Source organism: Flavonifractor sp. An4 (assembly GCF_002161755.1).
Lineage (GTDB): Bacteria > Bacillota > Clostridia > Oscillospirales > Oscillospiraceae > Flavonifractor > Flavonifractor avicola.
The window spans coordinates 56,994-83,931 of sequence record NZ_NFIL01000009.1 but is presented as its reverse complement, the minus strand read 5'-3'; the positions used below and the strand labels follow the sequence as shown (position 1 = coordinate 83,931).

The window sequence follows — 26,938 nt, the reverse complement described above, 5'->3', positions numbered from 1 at the left end:
GATGACTTCGCCAGACAGCTCGCTGCCCACAACCGCCGCTCTAACAACTTCCCTATGAGGCCCTTAAACTACTCTTCTCCTTCCCAGTTCGCCGTCCAATTTGTTTGACAAACCTACACCAATCAAATATGTTATGATGCTCTTTGTGAGGTGAATAAATCGATGCGAATGAGAAAAAAGCCCAACCTGGCCCCCCGGATGGAGCGGTGTGCCCGTGTTCTGATCTCTGATCCTGCCGCCCTGCGGGGCCGTTGGATGAGCCTGATGCCCCAGGCAAGCGTTCTCTACCTGGAACTGGGCTGCGGTAAGGGGCGTTTTACTGCAGAGACCGCCGCACAAAATCCTCAGGCCCTCTACATTGCGGTGGAACGGGTGCCTGACGCTATGGTCATCGCCATGGAGCGGGTATGCGCCATGGATCTGCACAATGTCTTCTTTATCGACGGCGATGCCGCCGACCTAACTGAACTCTTTGCCCCCAGCGAGGTGGATCGCATCTACATCAATTTCTGTGATCCCTGGCCCGGCAACCGGCACGCCAAGCGCCGCCTGACTCACCCTGATTTTCTACTGCGCTACCGTCAAATTCTTTCCCGGAAGGGTGAGATCCACTTTAAGACAGATAACCACGATCTGTTTGAGTGGTCTCTGTTCCAGTTCCCCAAGGCCGGGTTCCAACTCTCTCAGGTCACCCGCGATCTCCATGCCAATGGTATCTGCGGCGTTATGACCGACTATGAGGAAAAATTCCACAACCTGGGCACTCCCATCAATCGGTGCGTAGGTTCCATTGCTCCCCTGCCTGTCTCCCACAAAAATGCAGAGTCATAACCATCAGGGCCTGCCGCTTGTTGCGGCAGGCCCTGATTCCTTTATCCACGATAGCGGTGGTAACCACGTCCCTTTTGTCCTCCATAACGGCGGCGGCGTCCTCTGGTGGCAATCCGGTAGACAATAAATACGATCAGAGCCAGCACTACAAGGCAGACTACAAGAGCGATCCAGCCTACCAGGTTCAGCCCTTTCAGCAGGCTCACCGGATTCAGGGACGCCTCCTCCACCTTCCGTCCCTCTGGTGCGGCATAACGCTGGTCCACCGTACCCATGGACTGGAGGTAAGTGGCCAGCGCATACCACTCCTTCAGTTCCGAGCCATTTGGGGTATAAATGATCTGGTCCTCAAAATTGGTCACCGGGTTACCTTGGGCATCCTTGGGCGTTATGGTCAGAATACCAAAGGACTGGTCATTGACGGTACCCAGCATCTGTCCGGTATACAATCCGGTCACCACTCGGTAGAGCTTGTCATCCTCCAGCGGCACGGTAGTACCGTCAGGCAGCACCTGGGCATAGTCATTTACCCGATTGAGGATGATCCGATAGGGGTTCCAGGTCCAGGTCATTCCCGAACCATAGATCTGGGCGGCGGGCATCAAGCCGGTCACAGACGCGTCCACCTCAAAGGCATCCCGCAGTTCCCGGCCGGTGACCCACACCGAGATCAGCGGATAGCCTGGGGTGCCGTCGGCACCGGAGCCCAGAGAGGAGACGTTAAACACATCCGATGTGGTAATCTCTCCCGCAGAGAAGGACTCCCGGATCACGCCCGCTGCCACCACGGCGAAATCCACCGGCACATAGTCCTCCCCTCTGCCTGCTGCACGGCATAGATATAGGAGTCGGCAATGAGATTGCCCAAAGTATCCTCTTTATGCTCCTTGCCAAACTGGGAGATTGGGGTGAAGTCAAACTCCGACCGGGCCAGCACCTGATCGAAGGTCAGTCCGAACTGGGAGAGGTACTCCTCCTCGATGATGGGCTGGAAGGACTGGGCCAACCGCTCCATCTCAGTATTAGCCGTTACTGTCTCGTCCACCGGCACCAGCCGGTAATCATAGTCCGTGACAGTACCGGCATCGTCCAGCTCCAGAGCCAGCACACCCAGATTGGTGGTATACTCTCCGCAGGAAACAATCAGGGTATCATTGACCTGAATCGGCTCCTCCAGGGTGGAGTGGGTGTGGCCGGAGATGATCACATCGATGCCATCCACCGCCTTAGCCAGCTCATAGTCCTCCCCTTTTCCGCCATCGGTGCCGGTGTGGGAGAGACACACAATCACAGAGGGACCTTCCAGCTGGGCCAGTTCCTCCTCCAGGGCCGCCACCTCTCGCCGGGCAGCATCGGCCACAGGCTCAAATTCCATACCCGACATGGGGGCGCAGGCATCCGCATCCTCCCCCATCAGGCCGAAAATACCGTAGTTGATCCCGCCTCGGGTGAGGATGATGTGATCCTGTACACCATAGTCCTCCATAGCCTGGATCAGTTCCTGGCTCCCTTCCCCGTCCAGCACCGTGCCGTTGGACTGCACAATAGCGGGTACCTGACTGCCGCTGGCGGCTGCCGTCTCCAGCATTTGGGCCAGGCCCGAGGCCCGGTAGTCAAACTCATGGTTGCCCAGGGTGGTCACATCATACCCCATAGCCCCCAGTGCCTTCAGCTCCGGCGCCTGGGTGGCATAGATGGTCTGAAACAGCGTTCCCATGGAGAAGTCGCCGCCATCCACCGTGATGGCATCGGGATACTTCACCCGTTCCAGCGCAAGAAGGGTCGCCAGGCGGGTATAGCCACCATATTCCCCGCCATCTTCCGAGGGCGCAGGATAAAAATGATCATGGGTATCGTGGGTGAACAGAATCACGGCGTCGTGGCTGTTCTCCGCCGCTCCCCAGGCCGGGCAGATGGAAATCAACAAAATAAGGGTCAGGACTGTTAAAAAGAGCCGTTTCAGGCCATGATGCACCATAATACTCCCTCCTTGCCCCCATTCTGCCATAATTCTAACGAAAAGGAAAGCAAAAAATAGTCTGGATTTTTTCTTCCGTTTTCTACTTGACATTGTATCATTCCTTTGATATACTGTTTGGGCACAATAAAGCAGGAAGGTACCTCCGTCCTCACCTCCAGCATCAGCAAAGAGGTCAACATGGTCAGCGGCGCGCCGTATGTTCGGCGTGGCTGTTCTGTTGTGGCGCGGGTACCGGAATGCGGTAACCGCGTTTTTGTATGCAGCAAAGAATTGGAGGTGCTTTCGTATCAGCAAACAGGGTCATCAGATCAACGAAGAGATCCGCGACAAAGAAGTCCGGCTCGTTTCCGACAGCGGCGAGCAGCTGGGTATCATGTCCGCCCGTGAGGCGCTGGAGCGCGCCATCGAGCAGAACCTGGACCTGGTGAAGATCTCTCCCAACGCCGTGCCCCCCGTGTGCAAGCTCATGGACTATGGCAAGTACAAGTTCGAGCAGACCAAGCGGGAAAAAGAGGCCCGGAAAAATCAGCACGTCGTGGAGATCAAGGAAGTCCGTATGTCGCCGGGCATTGACGTGAACGATTTTAACGTCAAGCTCCGTAACGCCCAGAAGTTCCTGAGCCAGGGCAATCGGGTGAAGGTCACCGTCCGCTTCCGCGGCCGCGAAATGGCCCACACCGATATCGGCAAGGGCCTGCTGCTCAAGTTTGCGGAACAGTGCAGCGAGGTGGCCGCGTTGGATAAGGACCCCAAGCTGGACGGACGGCATATGTCCATGTTCCTCTCTCCCAAGGTTGCCAAGGACGGCAAGAAATCCTGAGCAATCCCCTGAAATCCAAAGACAAAGGAGTTAACCACCATGCCTAAACTGAAAACTCACTCCGGCGCGAAGAAGAGATTCAGCCTGACCAAGTCCGGCAAGGTCAAGCGCGCCCATGCGTTCAAGTCCCACCTGCTCAACGGCCACGGCAAGGACACCAAGCGTAAGAGAGGCCTCCGCGCCGGCGCTTATGCGGACAAGACCAACGAGCCCGCCATCAAGCGCATGATCCCCTACAAATAAGATATTTTACTTTACCTTAACATAGGAGGCTTTTTACAATGGCTAGAGTTAAAGGCGCGATGATGACGCGCAAGAGAAGAAATAAGATCCTCAAGCTGGCCAAGGGCTACTGGGGCGCCAAGAGCAAGCACTTCAAGATGGCCAACGAGCAGGTTATGAAGTCCCTGACCTACGCCTACACCGGCCGTCGGCTGAAGAAGCGTGACTTCCGCTCTCTGTGGATCACCCGTATCTCCGCCGCCTGCAAGATGAACGGCATGAACTACTCCACCTTTATGAACGGCCTGAAGAAGGCTGGCGTGGAGATCAACCGCAAGATGCTGGCCGAGCTGGCTGTCAACGACAAGGCCGCTTTCACCGCTCTGACCGAGATGGCGAAGACTCAGCTGGCCTGAGTTTGAATCCAAAATTCCTGTGTTCCTCTTCGGAACACAGGAATTTTTTTATGCCCTTGACAAAACCTGTCTAATAAGATAGACTACAAGCAAGAAGTCTATCCCATTAGACAAAGGAGGTCCCTATGGAGACGCCCAAAATCTTTGAAAGCGAATACCGGTTCTGTCTCATTCTCTGGGAGCACGAACCAGTAACGACCACAGAACTGGTAAAGCTGTGTCAGGCCCAGCTGGGCTGGAAGCGCACCACCACCTACACCGTCATCAAGCGGTTGGGGGAACGGGGCGTGCTGAAAAATCAGGACGGGCTGGTGACCGCCCTGATCTCCAGGGAGGACGCCCAGGTGTCCGAGCTGGACGAACTGATGGAGAAGAAGTTCCAGGGCTCCCTTCCCGCCTTTCTGTCTGCCTTCGCCCGCAGGCAATCTCTGACTGAGAAAGAGGTAGAGGAAATCCGCCGCATCATCGAAAAATAAGGAGGTCCTGCCATGGAAGAGCTGTTCCTGACCCTGGTCAATCTCAGTCTCACCGCCAGCTGGCTGGTACTGGCTGTTCTGGTGCTGAGACTGCTCCTGCGGAAAGCTCCCAGGTGGAGCTTCTGCCTGCTCTGGGGCCTGGTGGCCCTTCGCCTGATGTTTCCCTTTTCCCTGGAAAGCCCTTTCAGTCTGGTCCCCAGTACCCAGCCTCTGCCCCGGGAGATCCTCCACACCGCCACGCCTCAGATCCAAAGCGGCATCCCTGCCGTCAACAGTGCTGTTAATCCCATCCTGCAAGAAGCCCTGGCGCCGGCTGCAGGAGCCAGCGTCAATCCCACCCAGGTCTGGTCCTTCCTGTTGTCCCAGATCTGGCTGGCGGGAATGGTGGTTCTGCTGCTCTATGCGCTGATCAGCTGGCTGCTGTTGAAGCGGCGGCTGGCCACCGCCACCCTGCTGGAGGACAACATCCGGCAGAGCGAGCAGGTAGGTTCCCCCTTTGTACTGGGGCTGTTCCGCCCGGTCATCTATCTGCCTTACCACATTCCGGAGCAGGACCTGACCTATGTACTGACCCACGAACGGGCCCATATCCGCCGTCTGGATCACTGGTGGAAGCTGCTGGGCTTTGTACTGCTTGCAATCTACTGGTTCAATCCCCTGATGTGGGTGGCCTATCTGCTGTTCTGCCGGGATCTGGAGGGAGCCTGCGACGAGAAGGCCGTCCTGGCTTTGAACCAGGAGGAGCGGCGGGGTTATTCCACCGCCCTACTGAATTGCAGCATTCGCCGCCGGCACGTGGCGCCCTGCCCCCTGGACTTTGGAGAAGCGGGGATAAAGAGCCGGGTGAAGGCGGTGATGCACTACAAGAAGCCCGCCTTCTGGGTGGTGGTCATCGCCCTCGCTGCCTGTGTCATTGCCGCCCTGTGCTTTCTGACCAGCCCCAAGGAGCCCACCGTTTACGATGTCTTAACTCAGGACGGCTATGAGGTTCTGGGGCAGGAACAGGTGGAGCTGACCCTGACCGTACCCAAATCTGTTCTGACAGACGACTGCTATACTGGCGAGGGCCACACCTTTGCCGACGGCCAGGTGGTGGTCTGGCAGGATGACGCCACCACCATCTATCTCCACGATGTAATGCTCTCCAACGAGAGCGATGAGCTGCTGTATATGACCTTCGACTGCTCCTACCGTTTCTCAACCTGCGGCAGTTTTGTCACCCCATTGCTGGCCACAGAAGATTCCTCCGTCAGCCCCCAGATCCTTTTGAGAAGCAAGATCCTCAAAGACGGGACCACCACCTACCCAGACGCCCTTAGCCTGCGCGGTTACGGCCCCGACGCCAAGTTTACCTTCTATGTGTCCAAAGAGGCCTGTATGACCGCCCAAGATACTTTGATGATCGACGTCATATGCAACCAGGTTCAGTATACGAAAGAAGGCTATGAAACATCCGGGGGTCAGTTCTCCCCCGCCGGGCTCTACCTCTATGAGGGGGATGGGTTCGGAGGTGATTTTACCATCACCCTCCGGGCGGACGGCTCCTTCACCTACTATGAAGGGGGGTTAAGCAGCTATATCGGTGCAGGCAAGTGGTCTGTATCCGGCGATGTTCTTACCCTGGAGGATGAGACCGGCGTCCCCAAAGTCAACCACTTCCGCATGGAGGGGAACAATCTGATCTTCCAGGCAAACGGTTCCACCAATTTCATCTATGTAAAGGTGGCAGATGGGGCGGTCTTCTCCAAAAACAGCCAAATCCCCGTTCCGGCGGCCACCGCCACCAAATGGTTTGACTATACCACCGCCCCCAGCGAAATGGATTGGGATGGGGAACTGACCATCACCCACACGGCCTTCCCCGATGTGACCTTCCGCTATACGCCAGAGGAGATCACGGCACAGCAAAAGCGAGAGGAAACACCGGTCCAGCTGATTTCCGGTATGCCCATCTGGAACGCCTATTTCTGCGACCTGAACGGCGACGGCCTGCCGGAGCTGTGCGCCACCCTCAGCATGGGGTCCGGCATCGTAGATACCCGGATCGCGGTCTGTGACTACGCCAACGGCCGCACCTATGAGCTGGAGGACCGGATGAACTATGACTATGCCCTTCGGTTTGACCCGGACAGCGCCCTGCTGTATGTGGACAGGACGCCGTATGAAGGCCGGGAACCCGATCAGTCCGGCCTGTTGATGCTGGAGGACTCCATCCTCACATATGAGAATCAGGGCCCCAACTAGGGGCAGAAAACGGCCTGCAAGTGATTTTACTCACTTGCAGGCCGTTTTCTTATGCCAAATTCTGTACCCGTGTACACAGCTTCTCCATCAGGGGGCTGTTATGGCTGACGATCACCAGCCCCAGGTTCCGCTTCTCCGCCTGGTCCAGCAGAAAGGTCCAGATCTGGGCCTGGGTGATGAGGTCCAGCATGGCGCTGACCTCGTCGCACAGCAGATAGCGCACCCCGGGCCGCAGGGCACGGGCAATGCAGAACCGCTGAAGCTCACCGCCAGACAGTTCCGTGGGATACCGCTCCAGCCAGGCGGGCTGGATGTGAAGGGCCTCCAGCAGTCCCTCCTCCACGGGCCCACCTTCTTTTAGCGTATCCCCCAGCTTCATCAGCGGGTCCACTGCCGTCTCCGGGTGCTGCCAGATCATCTGTACTGGGCAGATCCCTCGGTACTCCTTCAAAGGCTTGCCGTCCACCAGCACCGTGCCGCTGTCCGGCTTCTCATAGCCCGCCATCAGTTTACATAAGGTTGTCTTACCCCGTCCGCTGGGGCCCAGCAGCCCAAGCCGCTCCCCCGGCTCCAGCGTCAGGTCGATGCGGTCCAGCACCGGCTCTTTTCCTTTCCGGCGATAACCGAAAGTCAGTTGTTTTGCCTCCAGACTCACGGCTGTTCCCCTCCTTCCGGATATAAGCAGCGCACCAGGCCGCCGTCCAGCTCCCGATAGGCTACCGGGCCCAGACACTCAGGCCGCCCCTTGGGGCAGCGGGGGGCAAAGGGGCACCCCTCCCCCACCTCGCCCGGCCCGGGCTGGGCGCCGGGAATGGGGACAAAGCCATTCTGGGGCAGGGCATTCCACAGAGCTTTGGTGTAGGGATGCCGTAGTTTCCCCGCCTCAAAATCGGCGGCGTTGGCCTCCTCCACCGTCTCACCAGCGTAGAACACCGCCACCCGGTCGGCAATGGTGAGGGCCAGCTCCAAGTCGTGGGTGATGAGAAGCACCCCCGCGCCGCTGTCAGCCAGCTCCCGGAAGTGACTCAGTACCCGTTTCGCCGCCCGGGCATCCAAACCGGGAGTGGGCTCGTCGGCGATGACCAGCTTGGGGGTGGCCGCCGCCGCGGTGGCGATGAGTACCCGGCGGGCCATGCCGCCGGACAACTCAAAGGGATAGCGCTCCTCGGTATCCGCCCCCAGGCCGTACCGCTCCAGCACCGCCCGACTGGCCTCCCGGGCACTCTGGTCCCGGCGGCCCTTGCGGATCTGGGGCCCCACCTTCATCAGCGGGTCCAGGTAGGTCACGCCCTGGGGCACCAGGACAATCTCTTTGCCCCTCACCTTCTCCGCCCGTTTGGGGGTAAGGGGCTGGCCCAAGAAGGAGATCTCCCCGGCCATATGGCTGTTATAAGGCAGGATACCCAGGATTCCGTGGGCCAGCAGGCTCTTACCCGAACCGCTGGAGCCCACCACCGCCACCACCTGGCTGGGCCGGATGGTGAGGGACAGATCCTGAATCACCGGCAGCAGCACCTGTTTTGTGCCCCGTCCATACTGGGTGAAGGAGATAGACAGGTCTTTGACTTCCAAAATCGGTTCCAACTCCATCCCTCCTCACATATGTACGCTGGCAGGGTCCAGCAGCTTGCGCAGCTGCTCCCCCATGGCGGCAAAAAGCACTACCACCAGCACCAGGCTCAGGCCGGGGAACACCGCCAGCCACCACTTGCCGGTGGTAAGATAGCTCATGCTCTCCGACAAAATCACGCCGATGGCAGGCTGCTCCGGCGACAGGCCAAAACCAAGGAAGGTGACGCTGGCCTCGTGGAGGATGGCATGGGGAAACTGGAGCACCAGTCCGGTGAGGAATTGGGGCAGCAGATGGGGCAGCAGGTGCCGCCGGGCAATGGTCAGCCGGGACACCCCCAGCTTTTCCGCCGTACGGACATACACCGCGCCTCGCAGCTGGAGCACCTCACCCCGGATGACCCGGGCCAGAGAGGGCCAGTGGCTGAGGGCCACGCCTGCCACCACGCCTACAAATCCCTTGCCAAACGCCAGAGAGATGAGCATGACCAGCAGGATATGGGGGATACCCATGACCAGATCGATGCACCAGGAGATTACCGCATCCACCCAGCCCCCCAGGACGGCGGAAGCCACACCCAGCACCAGGGCAATAACGGCGCTGACGGCGGCGGTCAAAAGGCCGATGCGGATGCTGAGGGACAGGCCGGTGAGGGTGCGGGAGAGCATATCCCGGCCCATCCAGTCGGTACCGAAAAGGAACTGCCCGCTGGGGGCCAGATTCTTGCGGGTAAAATCGGTTACCATGGCCTGCCCGCTGAGCAGACCGCCGGCCACCGCCACAGCGCACAGCACCACAGCAGCGGCAACCAACAGAAAGAGGGCATTTTTTCGCCCGTTCCAATGTCTCATTTCCGGGCCACCCCCCTTCTGATCTTGGGATCCACCACGCCGTAAAGCAGATCGGCAATCAGATTGCCGCCGAACACGATGGCGGCACTCACCACCGTGATGCCCAGCAGTAGGGGCAGGTCGGAACCCAGACCGGCGTTGACGGCAGCCTGGCCCAGGCCGGGGTAGGAGAATACCTGCTCCACCAGCACCGAGCCGCCAAAGATCTCGCTGATGGAGGCAAATTGCAGGGTGATGGCGGGCAGGGCCACGTTGCGCAGACCGTGGCGCAGCACGATGGAGCGCTTGGACTCCCCTCTGGCCCGTGCGAAGAGCACATAGTCGCTCTCCATAATGTCCGCCATCTTCTCCCGGGTGTGCATGGCGATGTTGGCCACGCCGGTGATGCTCAGGGTAAGGGCGGGCAGGAAGGCGTGGTAGAGCCGGTCGGCCAGAGTGACACTGGATGCGTCCGCCCCAATGGGTACCGACAGGCCGATGGGAAACAGTCCCAGCCACACTGAGAAGACCACCAGCAGCACCAGGGCCAGCCAAAAGGCCGGGGTACTGGAGATCAGCCAGCAGTAGCCTCGGATCAACTTATCCACCAGCTTCCCCCGGTTGGCACCGGCAATGACGCCCAGGGTCAGTCCCAGCACGCCGGAGATCACCCAGGCGAAGGCCATGAGCCACAGGGAACTTTGCAGCCGCTGGCCGATGACCTGGCTCACCGGCTGGCGGTAGAGCAGCGAGGTGCCCATGTCCCCTCGGACAAAGTCACTCAGCCAGCCCAGATACCGCTCCACCGGCGGGGTATTGACTCCCCAATATTCCTCCAGCTTGGCAATCTGCTCCTGACTCATGGTACCCAGGGCGGCCTGGCCCACATTGGTCTGGAGAGGGTCCAGAGGAGAGGCCGACATGAGCAAAAAGGCGGCCAGGCTGACCCCCAACAGCAGCAGCACCACGCGGATCAATTTTTTGCCCGTGAACATCAGGCGGTGTTTCAAGGGAATTCCTTCTTTCCAGTGGAATATCAGCTCCAGCTCCACCGGTCCACGTTGTTGACGATGGACCAGCCGTGGCCGTGGGGGTGGATCTTCTGCTCCGCCACCTGGAGGCCGTCTTTCACCCAGTACAGGTGACTCACATTCACCAGCCACACCCAGGGGATGTCCCCGTCCTGGGTAACGCCGGTGGTGCCGTCCCACTGGGCTTTCTGCCACAGCTCATAGGACTCCTCCAGATGGTCGCAGAGCAGAGCCTGATCCATGTAGGAATCCACAGCGGAATTGGCATAGGGGGAATACTGAGCGGTACCGGTATCCCCAATGGTATGATAGATGTTATAGAGCTCCATGGGAGTATGGGCGCCCCAGCCCCAGATGAGGGGCTCGGTCTGGGCCCGGTCATAGGCGGTGTCCCAGCCCACGCCTTCCATGGTGCAGGAGATGCCCAGCTCTCCCAGCTGGTTAGCGAAGTCGGCGCACAGGGCCTGACGCACCGAGTCGCTGGTGGGATAGAGCAGGTTCAAGGTGGCCTTTACGCCGTCCTTCTCCCGGACGCCGTCAGCTCCCATAATCCAGCCAGCCTCATCCAGCAGGGCGGCAGCCCCTTCCGGATCGTACTCCACTTCGGAGGCCGGATTATACCAGGGCATCTGATCGCACACGCTGTAGGCTGGGGTACCGTAGCCGTTGAGCACGTTGTCGATCATCTCCTGCCGGTCGATGCCGATGTTGATGGCCCGGCGCACCAGCACGTCGCCGGTAAGGGTGCCCTCGATCACCGGCAGATTGAAGCCCCGGTTATCCACACTGTCGTAGGCCACAAGGCTGTAGCCGGCCGGGCTCTGGTCGGAATAGGTGGCGGAGGTATAGGCCAGATCTACCTGACCGGCCTGGACCGCCAGGAATGCGGCGTCCTCCTCCATGAAGAGAATGGTCACCTGCTTCATTTCAGGAGCCTCGCCATAGTAGTCCGGATTGGCCTCCAAAATCACCTGCTGGCCTTTGTCCCACTGCTTCAGGATGTACCGGCCGGAGCCGATGGGGCTCTGGCCGTAGGTGGCGGGGTCGTAGGCGTGCTCAGGCACGATGCCCACGATGGCCATGGTGTAGGGCCAGATGGAGAAGGGGGTAGCCATATGGAATACTACGGTGGTGTCGTCCACCGCCTCGGCATTGTCCAGCATGGTAAAGTCGTTCACCGAGCTGGCTGCCTTGACGGTATTGTAGGTAAAGGCCACGTCGGAGGCGGTCAGGGGCTCCCCATCGGTGAATTTCACATCGTCCCGGATCTTGACCGTCCAGGTGAGGCCGTCGTCGCTGACCTGGACGTCGGTGGCCAGGTCGTAGCCGATGGTCAGGTCGGTGTTGGTTACCGTCAGAGTGGACTGGATCAGGGGCTCATGGACGTGCTCACCAGCCCCCCAACCGTAGGCAGGGTCAAATCCGGCCTCCGGCTCGGAGGTGGTGCCCATTGCAATAATCACACTGTCCTTGCTGCCGGTCTGAGGGGTGGTGGTGGCAGCCGTGTTTCCGCCGCCGCAGCCCGCCAGCATACCGGCGGTCAGGGCCAGGCTCAGAATCAGAGTCAGAATTCGTTTCATGGGTGGCTCCTTTCCGTTACAGGCCCTTTTTTACTTCTTCCAGTACCACCGCCAGGGGCAGCCCGTTTGCACGGGCAAGGGCGGCAGCGTCCTCATACTCCGGTTTGGCATGGGAAATGCCGAAGCCCTCCGCCGTCTTGACCCGGACAGTCCCCCAGGGGGTATCCACCGTCTTACTGCCGGGAGTGAGGAAATACTTCTCGCACCGGCGGACCCGCAGGCCGTTGGTAGTGGTGTGGCGCAGGACAGCCTGAGCCAGTTCCCGCTCTTTGCCTGCATCGCACAGCACGGTGAGCACATGGCCGGGACGGCCCTTCTTCATGGTACCGGGAACGGAATACACATCCAAAGCACCTGCCGCCAGCAGCTGCTCCCCGGCAAAGGCCAGGGCCTCGCCGGTCATATCGTCGATGTTGCACACCAGCTCCACGATCTCCCCGTTGCTACCCTCCTGGCTTTCGCCCCAGAAGGCCCGGACGCAGTTGGCCTGCTCAAACTGGCGGGTACCCACGCCGTAGCCCACCTTTTCCACATTGAGCACCGGCATGGAACCGAAGGACTGGGCAAAATGGGCCAGCAGAGCCGCCCCGGTGGGGGTACACAGCTCTCCTTTGATCTCGCCGCCGTAGGTGGGCACACCAGCCAGCAGGGCGGCGGTGGCGGGGGCGGGTACCGGCATAATGCCGTGGGCACATTTTACCGTGCCGCTGCCCACATGGATGGGAGACACCACGATCTTGTCGGGTCTCAGCAGATAGAGGGCGTAGCACACGCCGGCCACGTCGGCCACCGCATCCAGAGCCCCCACCTCATGGTAGTGGACCTCCCCCACCGGACAACCGTGGGCCTTGGCCTCCGCCTGGGCGATGGCGTCATACACCGCCTTGGCGTGGGTCTTGACTTCCTCCGGCAGGGGCAGATGGTCGATCAGGTGGGCAATGTGGCCGGGGGTGGCGTGGTGATGGTGGTGGTGCTCATGGTCATGGTCATGGTCGTGATGGTGGTCATGATCGTGCTCATGATGATGCTCATGCTCGTGGTCGTGGCAATGATCATGGTCGTGATGATGCTCATGCTCGTGGTCATGGTCATGATCGTGCTCGTGATGATGGAGGTGCTCGTCCTCTTCCTCGCCGTGGACGGTAACCTTCATATGGGTGCCGCTGATGCCGCTGGTGACGGCGGATGCCGCCTCCAGATGAACGCCAGGCAGACCCAGACTGTTCATGGTATTCAGGAAGCCCTCCTTGTCCTCCAGCAGTTCGTACAGAGCGGACATGAGCATATCCCCCGCCGCACCCATATTACATTCAATATATAAGGTTTTCATTTTAATCCCTCCATCTGATTGATCATGCTGGCCAAATAGCCCGCGCCGAAGCCGTTATCGATATTGACCACGCTGCACCCGGAAGCGCAGGAATTGAGCATGGCCAGCAGGGCGGACAGACCACCAAAGCTGGCGCCGTAGCCCACGCTGGTGGGCACCGCCACCACCGGGCAGTCCACCAGACCGCCCACCACGGATGCCAGGGCCCCCTCCATGCCCGCCACCGCGATAACGCACCGGGCGCTCATCATGACGTCCAGGTTGGACAGCAGCCGGTGGAGTCCCGCTACGCCCACGTCATACAGCCGGGTAACCTTGTTGCCCATTACCTCAGCAGTGAGGGCGGCCTCTTCCGCCACCGGCATATCGCTGGTACCACCGGTGGCCACCACGATGTGTCCCAGCTCCTGCCGGGGGCCGGGGAAGGCAATACCCAGCTTGGGGATGGGACGGTAGTCCAGAGGGACCGACTGCTCCACGAAGCGGGCAGCTTCCTCTCCCATGCGGGTGATAAGGATATTTTTACAGCCCCGCTCCCCCATGGCGGCGGCAATCCCGGCAATCTGCTCCGGGGTCTTGCCCGCACCGTAGATCACTTCCGCCGCGCCCTGGCGCACCGAGCGGTGGAAGTCCACCTTGGCGTACCCCAGGTCCTCAAAGGGCTTGGTTTTCAGTTCCAACAGGGCGTCCTCCGGACTGGTGTTTCCCGCCGAAACCGCCCGCAGCAGCTCCAGAATGTCATGCTTGTTGTCCATTTGCTTACCTCCCCTTCAGATCCAACAGGACGGCGGAGAAATCCCTCTCCAGCGCCTTGGCAATGGTATCATGCAGCTGAACGGCTCTCTCCATCTGTGCCTCCGGCAGCTGGATGCGGGCGGCGTCCCCCAGCAGCCGCACCCGGAAGTCGGTGAATCCCAGCTTGAAGAGGGCGTCCTCCCCCCGCTCCACCTTCTCCAGGGCCTCCCGGGTAATGGCGGTGCCGGTGGGCACCCGGGTAGCCAGGCAGGCGTAGGCCGGCTTGTCCCAGGTAAACAGCCCCGCCTCTTTGGACATCTGCCGCACCTGATCCTTGGTGATGCCGCACTCCCGCAGGGGGGAGCGCACCTCCAGCTCCCGCAGGGCCTGCATCCCCGGCCGGTCTCCGGCGTCATCCGAAGCGTTGGTGCCGTCCAGCAACACGGTATAGCCGTCCTCTGCCGCCCGCTTCCACAGGGTGCTAAACAGGGCCTTCTTGCAGTAGTAGCACCGCCGGGGTCCGTTGACCGCCGCCTCAGGCACCGCCAACACGTCGGCCTCCACCACCGTCATGGGCACCTCCAGCTCCTTCGCCAGCTTTTGGGCGTCGGCCAGCTCAAAGGCGGGCTGAAAAACGGTGTTGACGTAATAGGCCCGCACGTCACAGCCGTAGGTCTTGGCCGCCCACAGCAGCAGGGCGGAGTCTGTCCCGCCGGAAAAGGCCAGAGCCGCCCGGGGGACCTCCTTGAAAAACTGTTCCAGCGTCATATCCGCGCTCCTTTGCAAAAAAAGAAGGTATCCGCTCCCCTTGGGGGAACAGATACCTTCCTAGTATCCCTACACAACAAATCAAATCATGCACCAGGCTCGTTTCTGCGTGTGTCCCGACTCTGGTCGGGTGCTCCGGCTTCCTGCCGGAATATTGGCTGCACTTTCTGGTACCGGTATAGTTTACCATACCAAGGCATTCATTGCAAGCATTTTTTGATCATTCTGCCCCTTCTTCCAGATCAGACGGGGTCAGCTCACCCAGCACCTCCCTCACCAACGGGAAGATATGGGTCCCTTTCAGGTAAACCAGGCTGAATTCCCGGGTTTCATCCAGGCAATCCAGGTGGAAAAAGGCCAATTCCGGTTGACCTGCCGCTACCGGCTCATAGGCAAAGGTGATGCCGCACCCTTCCGCCACAAACCGGGTGATCAGCGAAAACTGGTTTGCGCAAATTACCCGGGAAAACAGATCCAGGGAATACCCTCGCTCAGCCAGCACATTCTCCAGAATACCCCGGGTCCCCGATCCCTCCTCCCGTACCACCAGGCACTGGCCTTCCAGTGCCGTCAGTGGAATCGTACGTCCGGCAAAGGGATGGTCCCTTCGACATAAACCTACAAATTTGGACCGGCGAAACAGGCGGCTGCCGAACCGACTTCGGTCGAAGGCCCCCTCGATGAGGGCAAAATCCAGCTGTTCATGCTCCAGCTGTCCCAGCAGGGCGGCAGTATTATCCACGGAGATTTTCAGATTGCTGTCAGAATGGCAGATATACCGGCTCAGGGCCTCCGCCACCACAAATTCTCCGATGGTTTTTGTAGTTCCGATCCGTATCTCCCGGACCTTTGTCTCCACCAGCTCCTGCTGGAGGCGCTGCTCATTGTAAAGGGCCGTACGAGCGTACTCCGCTACCCGCTGGGCCTGAGGGGTGGCATGAAGCTGTCGGCCATCATATACAAACAGCTTGCAGCCGTACTTATCCTCCAGGCCCCGGATCTGCTGGCTTACCGCCGGCTGGCTCATGCACAGCTTCTCCCCTGTTTTCCGGTAATTCATGGTCTCATACAGGGTCAGAAAGGTCCGGATACGATAGTCCACCATGGTCCGTCACCCCTATAATTTTTTTCGATCAATCAATAAGTTTTAAAAACTTTATTTTATTATACTGGGGTGCTATACTGATTACAAGCGTGACACAAAAATTTGTCAATAAGGACGGGGAAGAAAGATGCGTATTCTGGTCATTGGCGGCGTAGCTGCCGGTACGAAGGCCGCTGCTAAAATCAAGCGTGAGGACCGCAGAGCAGAAGTCATCATATTAAATAAAGGTCAGGACATCTCCTATGCCGGCTGCGGCCTGCCCTATTATGTGGGCGGCGCCATCGGCAGCCGGGAGGAGTTGATTGTCAACACCCCCCAGAAATATGCCGGGCTCACCGGCGCTCAGGTGGTCACCGGCTGTGAGGTCACCCATGTGGACCCTGCCGCTAAGACGGTAAGCGGCCTGCGGGACGGCCAGAGCTTTACCGAACACTATGACAAGCTGATCGTTGCCACCGGCGCTGCTCCTGTGGTGCCCGATATGCCTGGCAAGAATCTGCCCGGCGTGTTTCCCATGCGCACCCCCGACGACGCGGTGGGCCTGCGGGACTATGTGGCCACCAACAACTGCCGCCGGGCCGTGGTGGCGGGCGCAGGCTTTATCGGCCTGGAGATTGCCGAGAACCTGCTCTCCCAGGGCCTGGACGTGACTGTGGTGGATTTTGCCGACCAGATCATGCCCAACGCCTTTGACCCCGAGATGGCCGACTTTGCCCGCCGGAAGCTGAAAGACGCCGGCATTCGCGTGATTACCGGCCAGCGCATCCAGTCCGTTACCGGCGTTGACAAGGCCACCGGCATCGTCACCGACGGCGGCGCCATTGCTGCTGACGTGGTAGTGCTTGCCATCGGCGTGCGCCCCGCCACCGACTTCCTGAAGGACACCGGTATTGAGCTCTTCAAGGGTACCGTGGTGGTAGACAAGGAGATGCGCACCAACCTGCCCGACATCTACGCCGCCGGTGACTGCGCCATGGTGTACAACCGTCTCACCGGCAAGCCCCAGTGGTCGGCCATGGGCTCCACCGCCAACATCACCGCCCGTGCGCTGGCTAAGACCATCACCGGTACCGACACCCCCTACGGCGGCTGCCTGGGCACCGGCGTGGTGAAGCTGCTGCCGCAGCTCAACGCCGGACGCACTGGTCTCACCGAGGCTCAGGCCAAGGCCGAGGGCTTTGACCCCATTACCGTGGTGTGCGCCTGCGACGATAAGGCCCACTACTATCCCGGTGCCTCCAGCTTCCTCACCAAGCTGATCGCCGACCGCAATACCCGCAAGCTGCTGGGCATCCAGGTTCTGGGCTCCGGCGCGGTGGACAAGATGGTGGACATCGCCGTGGTGGGTTTGTCCACCGGTCTGACCATTGACGCCTTTAACGATCTGGATCTGGCCTATGCGCCCCCCTTCTCCACCGCCATCCACCCCTTTGTCCAGGCCTGCTATGTGCTGGAAAACAAGCTGGTCGGCGTGCTGGAGTCCTTCACCCCCGCCGAGTATCTGGCCGGCGCCGCCAAGGACTACAAGGTGATCGACGTGCTGCCCACCTCCTCGATCCCCGGCGCCCACTGGGTGGAGCTGGGCAAGGTCAACGGACCTCTGGAAGGCATCGATAAGGACGAAAAGCTGCTGCTGGTGTGCAACCGTGGCAAGCGTGGCTACTTCCTCCAGAGCAAGCTGAAGTTCTATGGCTACACCAACACCAAGGTTCTGGAAGGCGGCGTCACCTTCAATCAGGTGAAGGTCCCCCGTCCCGCCGGTGCTGCTCTGCCTCCCACCGAGGTCAAGCGCCTCAAGGGTCTGGGCTGTCTGTGGGATAAGCGTACCCCTGACTGCTTCAATGTCCGGGTCATTACCCGCAACGGCAAGCTGACCGGTGCCGAGCACGCCGCCGTGGCCGAGGCCGCTGAGAAGTTCGGCTCCGGCGAGGTCACCATGACCACCCGTTTGACCCTGGAGATCCAGGGTGTGCCCTACGAGAATGTGGAGCCCCTCATCGAGTTCCTCAGCGCCGCCGGTCTGGACGTGGGCGGCACCGGCTCCAAGGTACGTCCGGTGGTTTCCTGCAAGGGTACTACCTGCCAGTACGGCCTGATCGACACCTTTGCTCTTAGCGAGAAGCTCCATGAACTGTTCTACAAGGGTTACCACGATGTTTCCCTCCCCCACAAGTTCAAAATCGCCGTAGGCGGCTGCCCCAACAACTGCGTCAAGCCCGACCTGAACGACCTGGGCATCATCGGCCAGCGGGTACCCGAGCCCGATCTGAACAAGTGTAAGGGCTGCAAGGTGTGCCAGGTCGAGAAGGCCTGCCCCATCCACGCCGTGTCCATGAAGGACGGCAAGGCCGTCATTGATACCAGCGAATGCAACCACTGCGGCCGCTGCCTGGAGAAGTGCCCCTTCGGCGCCTACACCGAGAGCACCTACGGCTACAAGATCTATCTGGGCGGCCGCTGGGGCAAGAAGGTTGCCGCCGGCCGGCCCATGTCCAAGATCTTCACCAGCGAGGAGGAGGTCATCGCCCTGGTAGAGAAGGCCATTCTCTTCTTCCGGGATGAGGGTCAGACTGGTGAGCGTTTCTCCGACACCATCGCTCGCCTGGGCTTCGACTATGTGGAGGACAAGCTGCTCCACGGCTCCATTGACAAGGATACTATCATGAACAAGACGGTCATCGGCGGCGCCAGCTGCTAATTGCCACTCTTACAAGGGCCTGTTGCAAAATAGCTGTTTTGCACAAGCCTGTCATTGCGAGCCAGTGCGCACACTGGCGTGGCAATCCGTTTCCCCGGCAAAAGGGGCGGATTCCCACGAAAAACGGCCGCCCACCGGGCGGCCGTTTTTCTCGGAATGACGGGTCTTTGTACGAGCTGCGCATTTTGCAACAGGCCCTTCTGTTTCAGGCAAAAAAATGGGCTGCTGCAGGTTTGCAGCAGCCCATTTTTTATAATCAATAGAGCTTGGCGCCAGCGGGGATGTGGTCATCCACCATCAGGCAGTGAAGCTTCTCCTGGCCCTCCTCATAGTGGATGGCGGAGATGATCATGCCGCAGGAGTCGATGCCCATCATCTTGCGGGCGGGCAGGTTGGTAATGGCAATCAGGGTCTTGCCCACCAGCTCCTCAGGCTCATAGGTGTCGTGGATACCGCTGAGGATCACGCGGTCGGTGCCGGTGCCGTCGTCCAGAACGAACTTGAGCAGTTTCTTGCTCTTGGGCACCGCGGTGCACTCCTTCACCTTGACGGCCCGGAAGTCGGACTTGGAGAAGGTGTCAAAGTCCACCTCGTCCTTGAACAGGGGCTCGATCTCCACCTTGGAGAAGTCAATGGGACCGGCCTCAGCCCGGGGCACGTCCACAGAAGCGGCGGGAGCAGCGGCGGCCTTGGGAGCCTCCACCTTCTCCAGGGGCTTCATGGTGGGGAACACCCTTCTACCCTCTTCATCCGGTTTCATCACGCCTTGTACGGTCGAAAAAGTGCCGTTTTCACGAGGTTTTTCTAACTTTTTGGATTCCATAGTGTGTCCTCCTGTGCCGTCTGGTTCGGGGCAAAAGTTGTAAAAAAGTTGTAGAAAGTTGTAGGCCGGTTTCCCGTCCTTTTTTTGAGCATTTTTACAAAAAATCCCAAACAAAATTTTTTGTAAAATATTTCCAAAAAATCGACTGATACATTGTAGAGCAATGGAGAACATCCCAAATGCTGTGTGCCTTAGAACAACGAAAGCCATTCAGAGCAATCAGCTGAACCCAATCGACAAAGCCCCCAGCCGATTCTTTTTACAATACAATAATAACATAAGCCCCCAAGATGTTCAAGTCAACGATTTTTTCGTTGGCCTTTCCAATTTCATACCTTATATATAAAAAGGAGAAAGCCATGCCAACCTATCAATTACAAATTAAACAGATTGTGGATTACCCACGCTGCCGGATATACCGGCAGTTCGTCCGCTTTCTGATGGAGGACCGGAGCATTCGCGTAAGCGGAGGCTCCGGCCTTTTTTATTTTACGGTACTTTGCAGCTACGCAAACTTCCGCACCTCATATCGCCGCATCGACGGCATCAGCTATACCGTCTACCCTGGCGAATGGGTCTGCACCCTCAAGGAGCTGTCCCAATGGTTCCGTACCCGGTTCCAGTGCCAGGCGCTGGCCGTACTGGAACGGCTGCAGAAGCAGAACCTTATTTCCTTTCAGACACTGGGCCGCGGGAATGTAGTCCGCTATAAGATCTGCGACTGGGCGCGGCATAATACGGTCCTGGAGTACAATGCCCCCTGCCAGAAGGACACCGGCTTTTTCTTCCTGCCGGTTTCCGTTGCCACCGACCTCATCAGTTCAGACCGCTGCTCCGAGATGGACATTGTGCTGGACCTGTGGGTATCCGCCATCTACAACGACAATCAGGTGCAGGGGTCAGACCTGGGGCCGGTGGTCTATTTCCGCAACGGCACCGGAAATCCCCTTGTCACCTACACCGAGCTGGCTGCCCGCTGGGGGCTGTCCCGGGCGACAGTCGGCCGTGTCCTGAAAAAGCTGGCCGCGCTGGACTACATCTCCCTCATGTCCTTCCCTGGCCGGCATGGCAGCGTAATCTATCTGCAAAAATATCTGTCCACCATGTTCGAGATTTCGGATGTGATGGTGGATAAAGAGGAGGTCGCTATGACGCTTAACATACGCCTGGAACTCCCGAAGGAGGACAGCGCAGGCCACGACGCCCCCGCCTTGGAGCATGAGGTCATCGTTTCAGATGAACTCGCCAGCGTTTCAAAATCGCACATTGAAATTATCCTTCAGAAAATGGCGCAAATCCTGATGGCACAAGGGATTTTGTGCTTTGGCTGCCCGCTCTCTCGCTACAAGTTATATCCCTTATCGGGCGACTGTCGGGAAGATTTACTCCCCCGCGCGCGAGAGCAGTCCCTGATGCGTTTTGGCCTTGCTGTTCTGTGTGGGAACAAGCAGGTCGCCACTTTTGAACTTACACTCTCTCCCTCAGCGGAGAATTGAACAAGGAGGTCTTACCATGAAGAAATTTGTTGAAAAAGATGTCGCTGAGAACCCTCTATACCATGATACCTGGAAACTGCTGAAAAAATACCGCGATGTGGTTTGGAGCTTGGAGATTTCCGTCCAGCATGTGCGGGCCAAGTTCGAGATCGAATACGGCACTTCCATCGAGGAATTTCTGGATTCCGTCTATCTGGCCGGCGCAGACCTGAACGGGAGTGACATTGAGCACCATGCCAAGTGCATTGAGCGCAGCCACAAGATGCTGAAGCTCCTGGATTCGGCAGTCGAATTGCTCCGCACCCGCCATAAGAACGGCGAGGCGTATTACTGGCTGCTGTACTACTCTTTCCTCTCTCCCCAGCAGCTGAAGAATGTGGAGGAAATCATCGAGAACCTGCGTCCGCACATTCGGGACATCTCCTTCCGCACCTACTACCGCAAGCGGCGGGAGGCCATTGACGCCCTCAGTTCGGTGCTGTGGGGCTACACCTCTAAGGACAGTCTGGATGTGCTGGAGCAGTTCTTCCCGGAGCCAAAAGCCACCGAAAAAAAGGCGGGCAAGTAATTGGCACAATTCGGGACTGAAATTGGCGCGTTCCTGCCCTTGAGCCGTAAATCCCTATGTGTTAGACTGAATATGCTCAAACTTGCACCCAAAACTGAATACAGGCAGTGAACAGCACCTTTTTCGAGGTGCTTTTTTGCTGCCCAAACGGTCTTTGGCCTGAGAAGGAGTCCACATCTGCACAACGGATGCGGGCTCCTTCTTTGCTTTTTGAGCAATGAACATCACATTTGGATTGGAGGTCCGCAAAATTGAAAAAACTGAGAACACCTCAACAGCAGCGGCGGGAAGATGACAGCAGCCCGCCTCGTCGAGTTTCCATCGGCCGGATCGCCTATACGGCGTTCCTCTGTGTGATGATGGCGATGATGTTCTGTCAGCCGGCATTTGCTGCAACCGATGTTTGGACGAAGGCCAAGGAAATTATGCAGGATGTCTACACGCAGATTCTCGCCATCTCCACCATTGCGGCCATCGTGACCGCCTCGGTGGCGCTTCTGCTTATGAACTTTTCGCGCTCCGGCCGGACAGTCGATGAGAGCCGGGCGTGGCTGAAGCGCATCTGCATTACCTGGGCCGTCCTCAATGGTCTCGGATTCATCATGGCTTATGTGACGCCTCTGTTCTCTGGTGGTCAGTGGACAGGCTGATGGCCGCCGCAATATACCCACTGGAAGGAGGCGTAAGCTATGGGTATCACGCATTGATCCCCGCCGCCGCTGAAGCATGGGGCCTGCCGGTATCCGGCTGTACGACTTCCGAACCCCAGCGGATATTGGACGCCCTGGCTGAAGGAAAGCTGGTGGTGGCGATTATGGCAGAGGGCCATTTTACTTCATCCGGGCATTTTATCGTTCTCCGTGGCGTGAAAGACGGTCAGATCATGGTGGCGGACCCGGCCAGCTACAAGCGCAGCGAACAGCTCTGGGATCTATCCATCATCCTAAACGAAGCAAGCCGCCGTGCTGGAGCAGGCGGTCCTTTCTGGATCATAGGCTGACCTGCCCCTCGGCTGCGGAAACGAGGTAATACATGAGCAACAAAAACGACCATGATACTTATATCATACCGCCGAATTTTATAGAAACAGGCACTTTTTTCGGCGGTATGTTCCGTGCGCGGAATGTGATCGAGGCCGGCATCCTGGTGTTTGCCATCGGGGCGCCGGTTTTTCTGTTCCTTCCGTTTGGGCTGACCACCCGCATCATCATTTTGTGCCTGACCGCTCTTCCGGTAGGGCTGGTCGCTTTGATCGGCATATCCGGGGAGAGCCTTTCGCAGTTCCTGGTCACCTTTTTGAAGTACCTGCGGAACCGCCGCGTTGTCGGCGGTGACGGTGAGCAGCCGGAGGATATGGAGCAAGGCCGGGAGAATGAAATAGACCATATCCCGGCGGCGGAGTTTGCCGCCCCCCGAAGCATTGATTTTTCCCATGGACGCTACTCCAAGCATCCGGAATCCTCCAAGCTCCGCGACTGCAAAGCCTCCGCGCACATTCCTGAATGGCGCGAGTTGGAGGAACAAGCGCAGCCGAAACCTGCCGCCGCGCCGCCCCCGGCCCCCAAGCCGAAGGAAAGCGCCCCCAAGAAGCCGGCGGCAAAGAGAAAACCGAAATCTTCCGGTACGCCGGCTGCCCCGAAATCGCCCCCGTCACCGCCTGCTTCCGAGGCCCCGGACGGGATCATCACCACAGACAAGGACTCGATCCTTTCTTAAATTCACAACATAAGGAGGTTTTTACTTATGGCAACCAAGAAAAAAGAATTGCTTGAGCAGGAAAATACCGCACCTGAGACCACGGTTACCGTGGAGAACGCTCCGCCCCCTGATGAAGCGCAGGCTGATATGGCGGCACCCGCTGATGGCGGCGATTTGAATGAGCTGCTGGCCTCTATGGACCAGCCGGATGAAGAAGCACCCACCATTGAGGATGACGGCAGCCTCCCGGAACTCACCGAAAGCGAGATGTTTGGTGAGATGGACACCGATGCTACGGTGGCAGACGCCCTTCCCGGCGATGATGACGCCGCTCTGACAGAGGGCTCTGACAGTGATGATGGCGAAGGTGCCTCTGCTGTTCCCGCTGATGATGGTGCAGCCGATGTCCCCAGTGAGCCTGTTTCTGGAGCGGCTGAGGAACCGGAACCGCCCAAGCCCAAGCGGGCCACCCGCAGGAAAAAGACCGCACCGGCTGAGAGTACGGAGCCGGCGGAAGGAGTTCCCGCAGAAGCAGAGCCTCCTGCGCCGATGGCTCCTACTGGGGAAGATGCGCCGTCTGATGACGGTGAGGCGGCTGCGGCAGAAGTTCCTGCCTCGCTGGCCGAACCGCTGGCAGAGGCCGCCCCTGCTCCCACTTCTACTCCCAGGCGCACCGCCGCTCCCCGCCGCAGTGAGCCCTCGATCCTGACCATCCGCAGCCGGGAAGATGTGGAGACGCAGGAAGACCGTGAGGACATCATCTGGCATGAGATCCACAACGCCTACCGCACCCGCCGCATCCTCACCGGCAAGCTGGGCGGCATTGAGCAGCTGGACAACCGAAAGACGGTGGCTGTGGTGGACTACAAGGGATTCCGCATCATCATCCCCCTGAAAGAAATGATGATCAATCTGGGCCGCAGCCCCTCCGGCCAGGAATACACTGACCTGATGCTGCGCCAAAACAAGATCCTGGGGAATATGCTGGGCGCCGACATTGACTTTGTGGTGCGGGGCATCGACTCCAAGACCCGCAGCGTGGTAGCCAGCCGCCGGGAGGCCATGATGCGCAAGCGCCAGACCTTCTATTTCGACCTTGACCCCGATGGGATGTACCGCGTCTACGAGGGCCGCATTGTCCAGGCCAGGGTCATCGCTGTGGCGGAAAAGGTCGTCCGTGTGGAGGTGTTCGGCGTGGAATGCTCCATTCTGGCCCGCGACCTTGCCTGGGACTGGATCGGCGACGCCCATGAGCGGTTTGCTGTGGGCGATGAAGTGCTGGTCCGTATCCTCAGTGTACGGCGCAACAGTCTGGAGGACCTGGGCATCCGGGCCGACATCAAGAGCACTTCGGAAAACACTGACCGGGACAACCTGCAGAAGTGCCGCATCCAGGGCAAGTACGCCGGAAAGGTCACAGATGTTCATAAAGGCGTGGTCTATGTCCGGCTCGCCAATGGCGTCAATGCGGTAGCCCACTCCTGCTACGACTACCGGATGCCCGGAAAGAAGGATGACGTTTCCTTTGCCGTCACCCGTCTGGATATGGAGCGGGGCGTGGCCGTGGGCATCATCACGCGGATCATCCGGCAGAACCTGTAAAAGCAAAAGTGCCTGGAGAGTAGTAACGAACTGCTCTCCAGGTTTCTTTTTTGTCATTATCAGATCTACCGCTGTATATCTTTATCACATAGGCTTCCTTCCAAATTCCCATTTCAAAGAATTTATTTTGCGTTTGCGTTGATTTTTCACAAAATACGGGCTATAATATATAAATGAAAAGGTTTAGGAGGTCGCTTATGCTGATTCAATTTAGTGTGGAGAATTTTCTATCCATCAAAGATAAGGTTGTATTATCCCTGCTGGCCAGCAAGGATAATGAGCATCCAGAGCATCTTATCATGGATGGAAATAAAAGCTATTTGAAGTCTGCTGTCATTTACGGAGCCAATGCTTCGGGGAAGTCCAATGTCCTAAACGCGTTCTGGTTCATGGTAAACTATGTGCTGACCTCACATAACCAGCAGCTTCATAAGACCATTGGCCGTTCGCCTTTCAAGTTTGATCCGGAAACGCCAACGCGCCCCAGCAGCTTTGAGGTCATCTTTACCACTGAAGGTATCCGATATGCGTATGGTTTTTCTGTGACAGATAAGGCTGTTACAGAAGAATACCTATATTACTATCCCAACGGCAGACAGGCGCTTATTTTTGAGAGGAAAAATACCAAAGATTTTCGTTTTACGGTGGATATAGATGAACAAAACACGCTCAAGGAGCGCACTTCTGCGAACAAACTCTACTTGTCAGTTGCATCAAACTGGAGTTACTCTAAAGTGATTCCGGTTTTGGAGTGGTTCGCTTCTTGTCAGATTATCACGAAGAATTCCGTGGCGGACGCTTATGGGCTTGAGGCAGAGCAGCTGAAAGATGATGATTACCGGCGTGTGATCGCATCTATGCTGCGTGTTGCAGATTTGGGAATACAGGCTTTGCAAATGCGCGATGCAGAGCCTGCTCCTTCGCAGCACGGTGACAGCTTTGCAAATATTGAGGCCATTCACACGGTACAGGATACCAATGGAAATGCATTATCCTATGCGTTAAATATGGCAGAGGAATCTGACGGCACCAACAGTTATTTCAAACTGATCGGCGTTGTGAAAAAGGCTTTAGACCAGGGAACGCTTCTTGTGGCTGATGAGATGGACGCACATCTGCATCCTCTATTGACCAGGCATCTGGTATCCTTGTTTGACAGCACAGAATTCAATCCAAAGGGTGCTCAGTTGATCTTCACATCTCACAGCACCAATCTTCTTGATTTGGATTTGTTGAGAAGAGATCAAATTTGGTTCACAGAAAAAGACGAGCAGACAGCAGCCACCGATCTGTTCTCCCTTTACGATTTTTCTGTTCGCAAAGACACTAAAGTAGAAAAGGGTTATTTGATCGGCCGTTTTGGTGCGATTCCCTTTATCAAGGGAGGGCTGTAAAATGGCACGCGGACAAATTGAAAAGCGTGGGCAGCGGCGCAGAAAACTAAAACCTGTCATTCTGATTGTGACGGAGGGTTCTCAAACTGAACCGAAATATTTTGAACATTATCGCAGCCGCCAGACCAATATTGACATTCGTGTAGTCGGCAGCCGCACCAAAGGAGGTGAAACCGATTACCTTGGCCTGATTCGGAAAGCCGTGGAATATCAAAGTAAAAATCAGATTTCTGCATCAAATGGGGATGCGGTGTGGGTCGTTGCTGACGGTGATGTAAACTATAATAATCCTGATCCTATCGCCGCCAAAGACAACTTACTCTCCAGAGCAAGGAAACTGGCAGATGCAAAGGGAATTCACATTGCGATCTCGAATCCTTGCTTTGAGTTTTGGTATCTGCTGCATTTCCAGTACACAACAAAATTTTTCAAAGATTACCCTGCAGTGATGACAGCCTTGACCGCCTACCTCCCGGATTATGAAAAAGCCGGCGATGTGTATGCGCAGTTATCTGAACATACAACTGATGCGATTCAGAACGCCAAGCGTGTAGAACAATACCATATTCAAAATGACTGCAATAAACCGTTTGGGATTGCCGTTAATCCATTCACCGACATCTATCAACTGATAGAATCACTACTGTAACGGTACTCAGGATTTGAATTAAAGGCCGCATGGGATGCAAAAGCCCCACGCGGCCTTTATGTTTTGCCCTT

The 26,938-nt window shown here is 57.9% G+C and carries 27 protein-coding genes; 15 read left to right on the top strand and 12 right to left on the bottom strand.

Annotated features, from left to right (window positions below; genetic code table 11):
• Window positions 1-162 precede the first annotated feature (162 nt).
• Window positions 163-831, top strand: a complete 669-nt coding sequence (gene trmB / locus B5F94_RS06220; RefSeq protein ID WP_087265925.1) for a tRNA (guanosine(46)-N7)-methyltransferase TrmB — start codon at window positions 163-165, stop codon at window positions 829-831.
• 41 nt (window positions 832-872) lie between these two features.
• Here trmB and B5F94_RS16880 read toward each other — a convergent pair whose 3' ends face one another.
• Both B5F94_RS16880 and B5F94_RS16875 read right to left on the bottom strand, forming a co-directional pair.
• Complete coding sequence (locus B5F94_RS16880; RefSeq protein ID WP_242965608.1) at window positions 873-1,637, bottom strand: 5'-nucleotidase; 765 nt, start codon at window positions 1,635-1,637, stop codon at window positions 873-875.
• Window positions 1,601-2,809, bottom strand: coding sequence for a bifunctional metallophosphatase/5'-nucleotidase (locus B5F94_RS16875; protein ID WP_242965606.1), 1,209 nt, complete (start codon window positions 2,807-2,809; stop codon window positions 1,601-1,603). Before B5F94_RS16875 ends, B5F94_RS16880 begins: the two co-directional genes overlap by 37 nt.
• 256 nt (window positions 2,810-3,065) lie before the next feature.
• On the opposite strand from B5F94_RS16875, the gene infC reads away from it, so the two are divergent.
• The 5 genes from infC (at window position 3,066) to B5F94_RS06190 (ending at window position 6,990) form a co-directional block, all read left to right on the top strand.
• Window positions 3,066-3,632, top strand: a complete 567-nt coding sequence (infC, locus tag B5F94_RS06210) for a translation initiation factor IF-3 (protein WP_087188805.1) — start codon at window positions 3,066-3,068, stop codon at window positions 3,630-3,632.
• 39 nt (window positions 3,633-3,671) lie between these two features.
• Entirely contained in the window at window positions 3,672-3,875 is a 204-nt protein-coding gene (rpmI, locus tag B5F94_RS06205; RefSeq protein WP_087188806.1) for a 50S ribosomal protein L35, read from the top strand.
• 38 nt (window positions 3,876-3,913) lie between these two features.
• Window positions 3,914-4,270, top strand: a complete 357-nt coding sequence (gene rplT / locus B5F94_RS06200; protein WP_087328787.1) for a 50S ribosomal protein L20 — start codon at window positions 3,914-3,916, stop codon at window positions 4,268-4,270.
• Window positions 4,271-4,395: 125 nt separating this feature from the next.
• Window positions 4,396-4,746 carry a BlaI/MecI/CopY family transcriptional regulator gene (locus B5F94_RS06195; RefSeq protein ID WP_087328785.1) on the top strand — a complete coding sequence of 117 codons (351 nt, stop codon included), beginning with the start codon at window positions 4,396-4,398 and terminating at the stop codon, window positions 4,744-4,746.
• A gap of 12 nt (window positions 4,747-4,758) precedes the next feature.
• Window positions 4,759-6,990 carry a M56 family metallopeptidase gene (locus tag B5F94_RS06190; RefSeq protein WP_087328783.1) on the top strand — a complete coding sequence of 744 codons (2,232 nt, stop codon included), beginning with the start codon at window positions 4,759-4,761 and terminating at the stop codon, window positions 6,988-6,990.
• A 49-nt stretch (window positions 6,991-7,039) separates the two neighbouring features.
• On the opposite strand, the gene B5F94_RS06185 is transcribed toward B5F94_RS06190, so the two are convergent.
• The 9 genes from B5F94_RS06185 to B5F94_RS06145 all read right to left on the bottom strand — a co-directional run bounded on the left by B5F94_RS06185 (window position 7,040) and on the right by B5F94_RS06145 (window position 15,939).
• Window positions 7,040-7,645 (bottom strand): ABC transporter ATP-binding protein, encoded by a 606-nt coding sequence (locus B5F94_RS06185; RefSeq protein WP_087328781.1) that lies wholly within the window; start codon window positions 7,643-7,645, stop codon window positions 7,040-7,042.
• Entirely contained in the window at window positions 7,642-8,580 is a 939-nt protein-coding gene (locus B5F94_RS06180) for an ABC transporter ATP-binding protein (RefSeq protein ID WP_087328779.1), read from the bottom strand. Before B5F94_RS06180 ends, B5F94_RS06185 begins: the two co-directional genes overlap by 4 nt.
• Window positions 8,581-8,586: 6 nt before the next feature.
• Window positions 8,587-9,411: an ABC transporter permease gene (locus B5F94_RS06175; RefSeq protein WP_087328777.1), complete on the bottom strand. Its 825-nt coding sequence runs from the start codon at window positions 9,409-9,411 to the stop codon at window positions 8,587-8,589.
• Complete coding sequence (locus tag B5F94_RS06170) at window positions 9,408-10,400, bottom strand: ABC transporter permease (protein WP_343212794.1); 993 nt, start codon at window positions 10,398-10,400, stop codon at window positions 9,408-9,410. Before B5F94_RS06170 ends, B5F94_RS06175 begins: the two co-directional genes overlap by 4 nt.
• Before the next feature lie 26 nt (window positions 10,401-10,426).
• Window positions 10,427-12,001: an ABC transporter substrate-binding protein gene (locus B5F94_RS06165; RefSeq protein WP_087328775.1), complete on the bottom strand. Its 1,575-nt coding sequence runs from the start codon at window positions 11,999-12,001 to the stop codon at window positions 10,427-10,429.
• A gap of 16 nt (window positions 12,002-12,017) precedes the next feature.
• Window positions 12,018-13,331: a nickel pincer cofactor biosynthesis protein LarC gene (gene larC / locus B5F94_RS06160; RefSeq protein ID WP_087328773.1), complete on the bottom strand. Its 1,314-nt coding sequence runs from the start codon at window positions 13,329-13,331 to the stop codon at window positions 12,018-12,020.
• Entirely contained in the window at window positions 13,328-14,086 is a 759-nt protein-coding gene (gene larB, locus B5F94_RS06155; protein ID WP_087188815.1) for a nickel pincer cofactor biosynthesis protein LarB, read from the bottom strand. The genes larC and larB overlap by 4 nt, the downstream gene beginning before the upstream one ends.
• Window positions 14,087-14,090: 4 nt before the next feature.
• Window positions 14,091-14,834: an ATP-dependent sacrificial sulfur transferase LarE gene (larE, locus tag B5F94_RS06150; RefSeq protein WP_087328771.1), complete on the bottom strand. Its 744-nt coding sequence runs from the start codon at window positions 14,832-14,834 to the stop codon at window positions 14,091-14,093.
• 220 nt (window positions 14,835-15,054) lie between these two features.
• Entirely contained in the window at window positions 15,055-15,939 is an 885-nt protein-coding gene (locus tag B5F94_RS06145; RefSeq protein WP_087188817.1) for a LysR family transcriptional regulator, read from the bottom strand.
• 127 nt (window positions 15,940-16,066) lie between these two features.
• On the opposite strand from B5F94_RS06145, the gene B5F94_RS06140 reads away from it, so the two are divergent.
• Window positions 16,067-18,637 carry an FAD-dependent oxidoreductase gene (locus tag B5F94_RS06140; RefSeq protein ID WP_087328769.1) on the top strand — a complete coding sequence of 857 codons (2,571 nt, stop codon included), beginning with the start codon at window positions 16,067-16,069 and terminating at the stop codon, window positions 18,635-18,637.
• Between the two features lie 256 nt (window positions 18,638-18,893).
• Here the strand turns inward: B5F94_RS06140 and B5F94_RS06135 are convergent, their stop codons facing one another.
• Window positions 18,894-19,460: a hypothetical protein gene (locus B5F94_RS06135; RefSeq protein ID WP_087328767.1), complete on the bottom strand. Its 567-nt coding sequence runs from the start codon at window positions 19,458-19,460 to the stop codon at window positions 18,894-18,896.
• 290 nt (window positions 19,461-19,750) lie between these two features.
• Here B5F94_RS06135 and B5F94_RS06130 point away from each other — a divergent pair, with 290 nt between their 5' ends.
• The 8 genes from B5F94_RS06130 (at window position 19,751) to B5F94_RS06095 (ending at window position 26,867) form a co-directional block, all read left to right on the top strand.
• A complete protein-coding gene (locus B5F94_RS06130; RefSeq protein ID WP_343212793.1) occupies window positions 19,751-20,956 on the top strand; it encodes a MarR family transcriptional regulator in 1,206 nt (401 codons plus the stop codon).
• Between the two features lie 16 nt (window positions 20,957-20,972).
• Window positions 20,973-21,524: a hypothetical protein gene (locus B5F94_RS06125; protein WP_058963687.1), complete on the top strand. Its 552-nt coding sequence runs from the start codon at window positions 20,973-20,975 to the stop codon at window positions 21,522-21,524.
• Window positions 21,525-21,775: 251 nt separating this feature from the next.
• Window positions 21,776-22,174, top strand: coding sequence for a fimbrial protein (locus tag B5F94_RS06120; protein WP_171027914.1), 399 nt, complete (start codon window positions 21,776-21,778; stop codon window positions 22,172-22,174).
• Window positions 22,162-22,524: a C39 family peptidase gene (locus tag B5F94_RS06115; protein ID WP_242965605.1), complete on the top strand. Its 363-nt coding sequence runs from the start codon at window positions 22,162-22,164 to the stop codon at window positions 22,522-22,524. Before B5F94_RS06120 ends, B5F94_RS06115 begins: the two co-directional genes overlap by 13 nt.
• Before the next feature lie 32 nt (window positions 22,525-22,556).
• Window positions 22,557-23,240 (top strand): PrgI family protein, encoded by a 684-nt coding sequence (locus B5F94_RS06110; protein WP_087328764.1) that lies wholly within the window; start codon window positions 22,557-22,559, stop codon window positions 23,238-23,240.
• Between the two features lie 27 nt (window positions 23,241-23,267).
• Window positions 23,268-24,824, top strand: coding sequence for a S1 RNA-binding domain-containing protein (locus B5F94_RS06105; RefSeq protein WP_058963695.1), 1,557 nt, complete (start codon window positions 23,268-23,270; stop codon window positions 24,822-24,824).
• A 197-nt stretch (window positions 24,825-25,021) separates the two neighbouring features.
• Window positions 25,022-26,218, top strand: coding sequence for an AAA family ATPase (locus B5F94_RS06100; protein ID WP_058963696.1), 1,197 nt, complete (start codon window positions 25,022-25,024; stop codon window positions 26,216-26,218).
• Between the two features lies 1 nt (window position 26,219).
• Window positions 26,220-26,867: an RloB family protein gene (locus B5F94_RS06095; protein WP_058963697.1), complete on the top strand. Its 648-nt coding sequence runs from the start codon at window positions 26,220-26,222 to the stop codon at window positions 26,865-26,867.
• Window positions 26,868-26,938 lie beyond the last annotated feature (71 nt).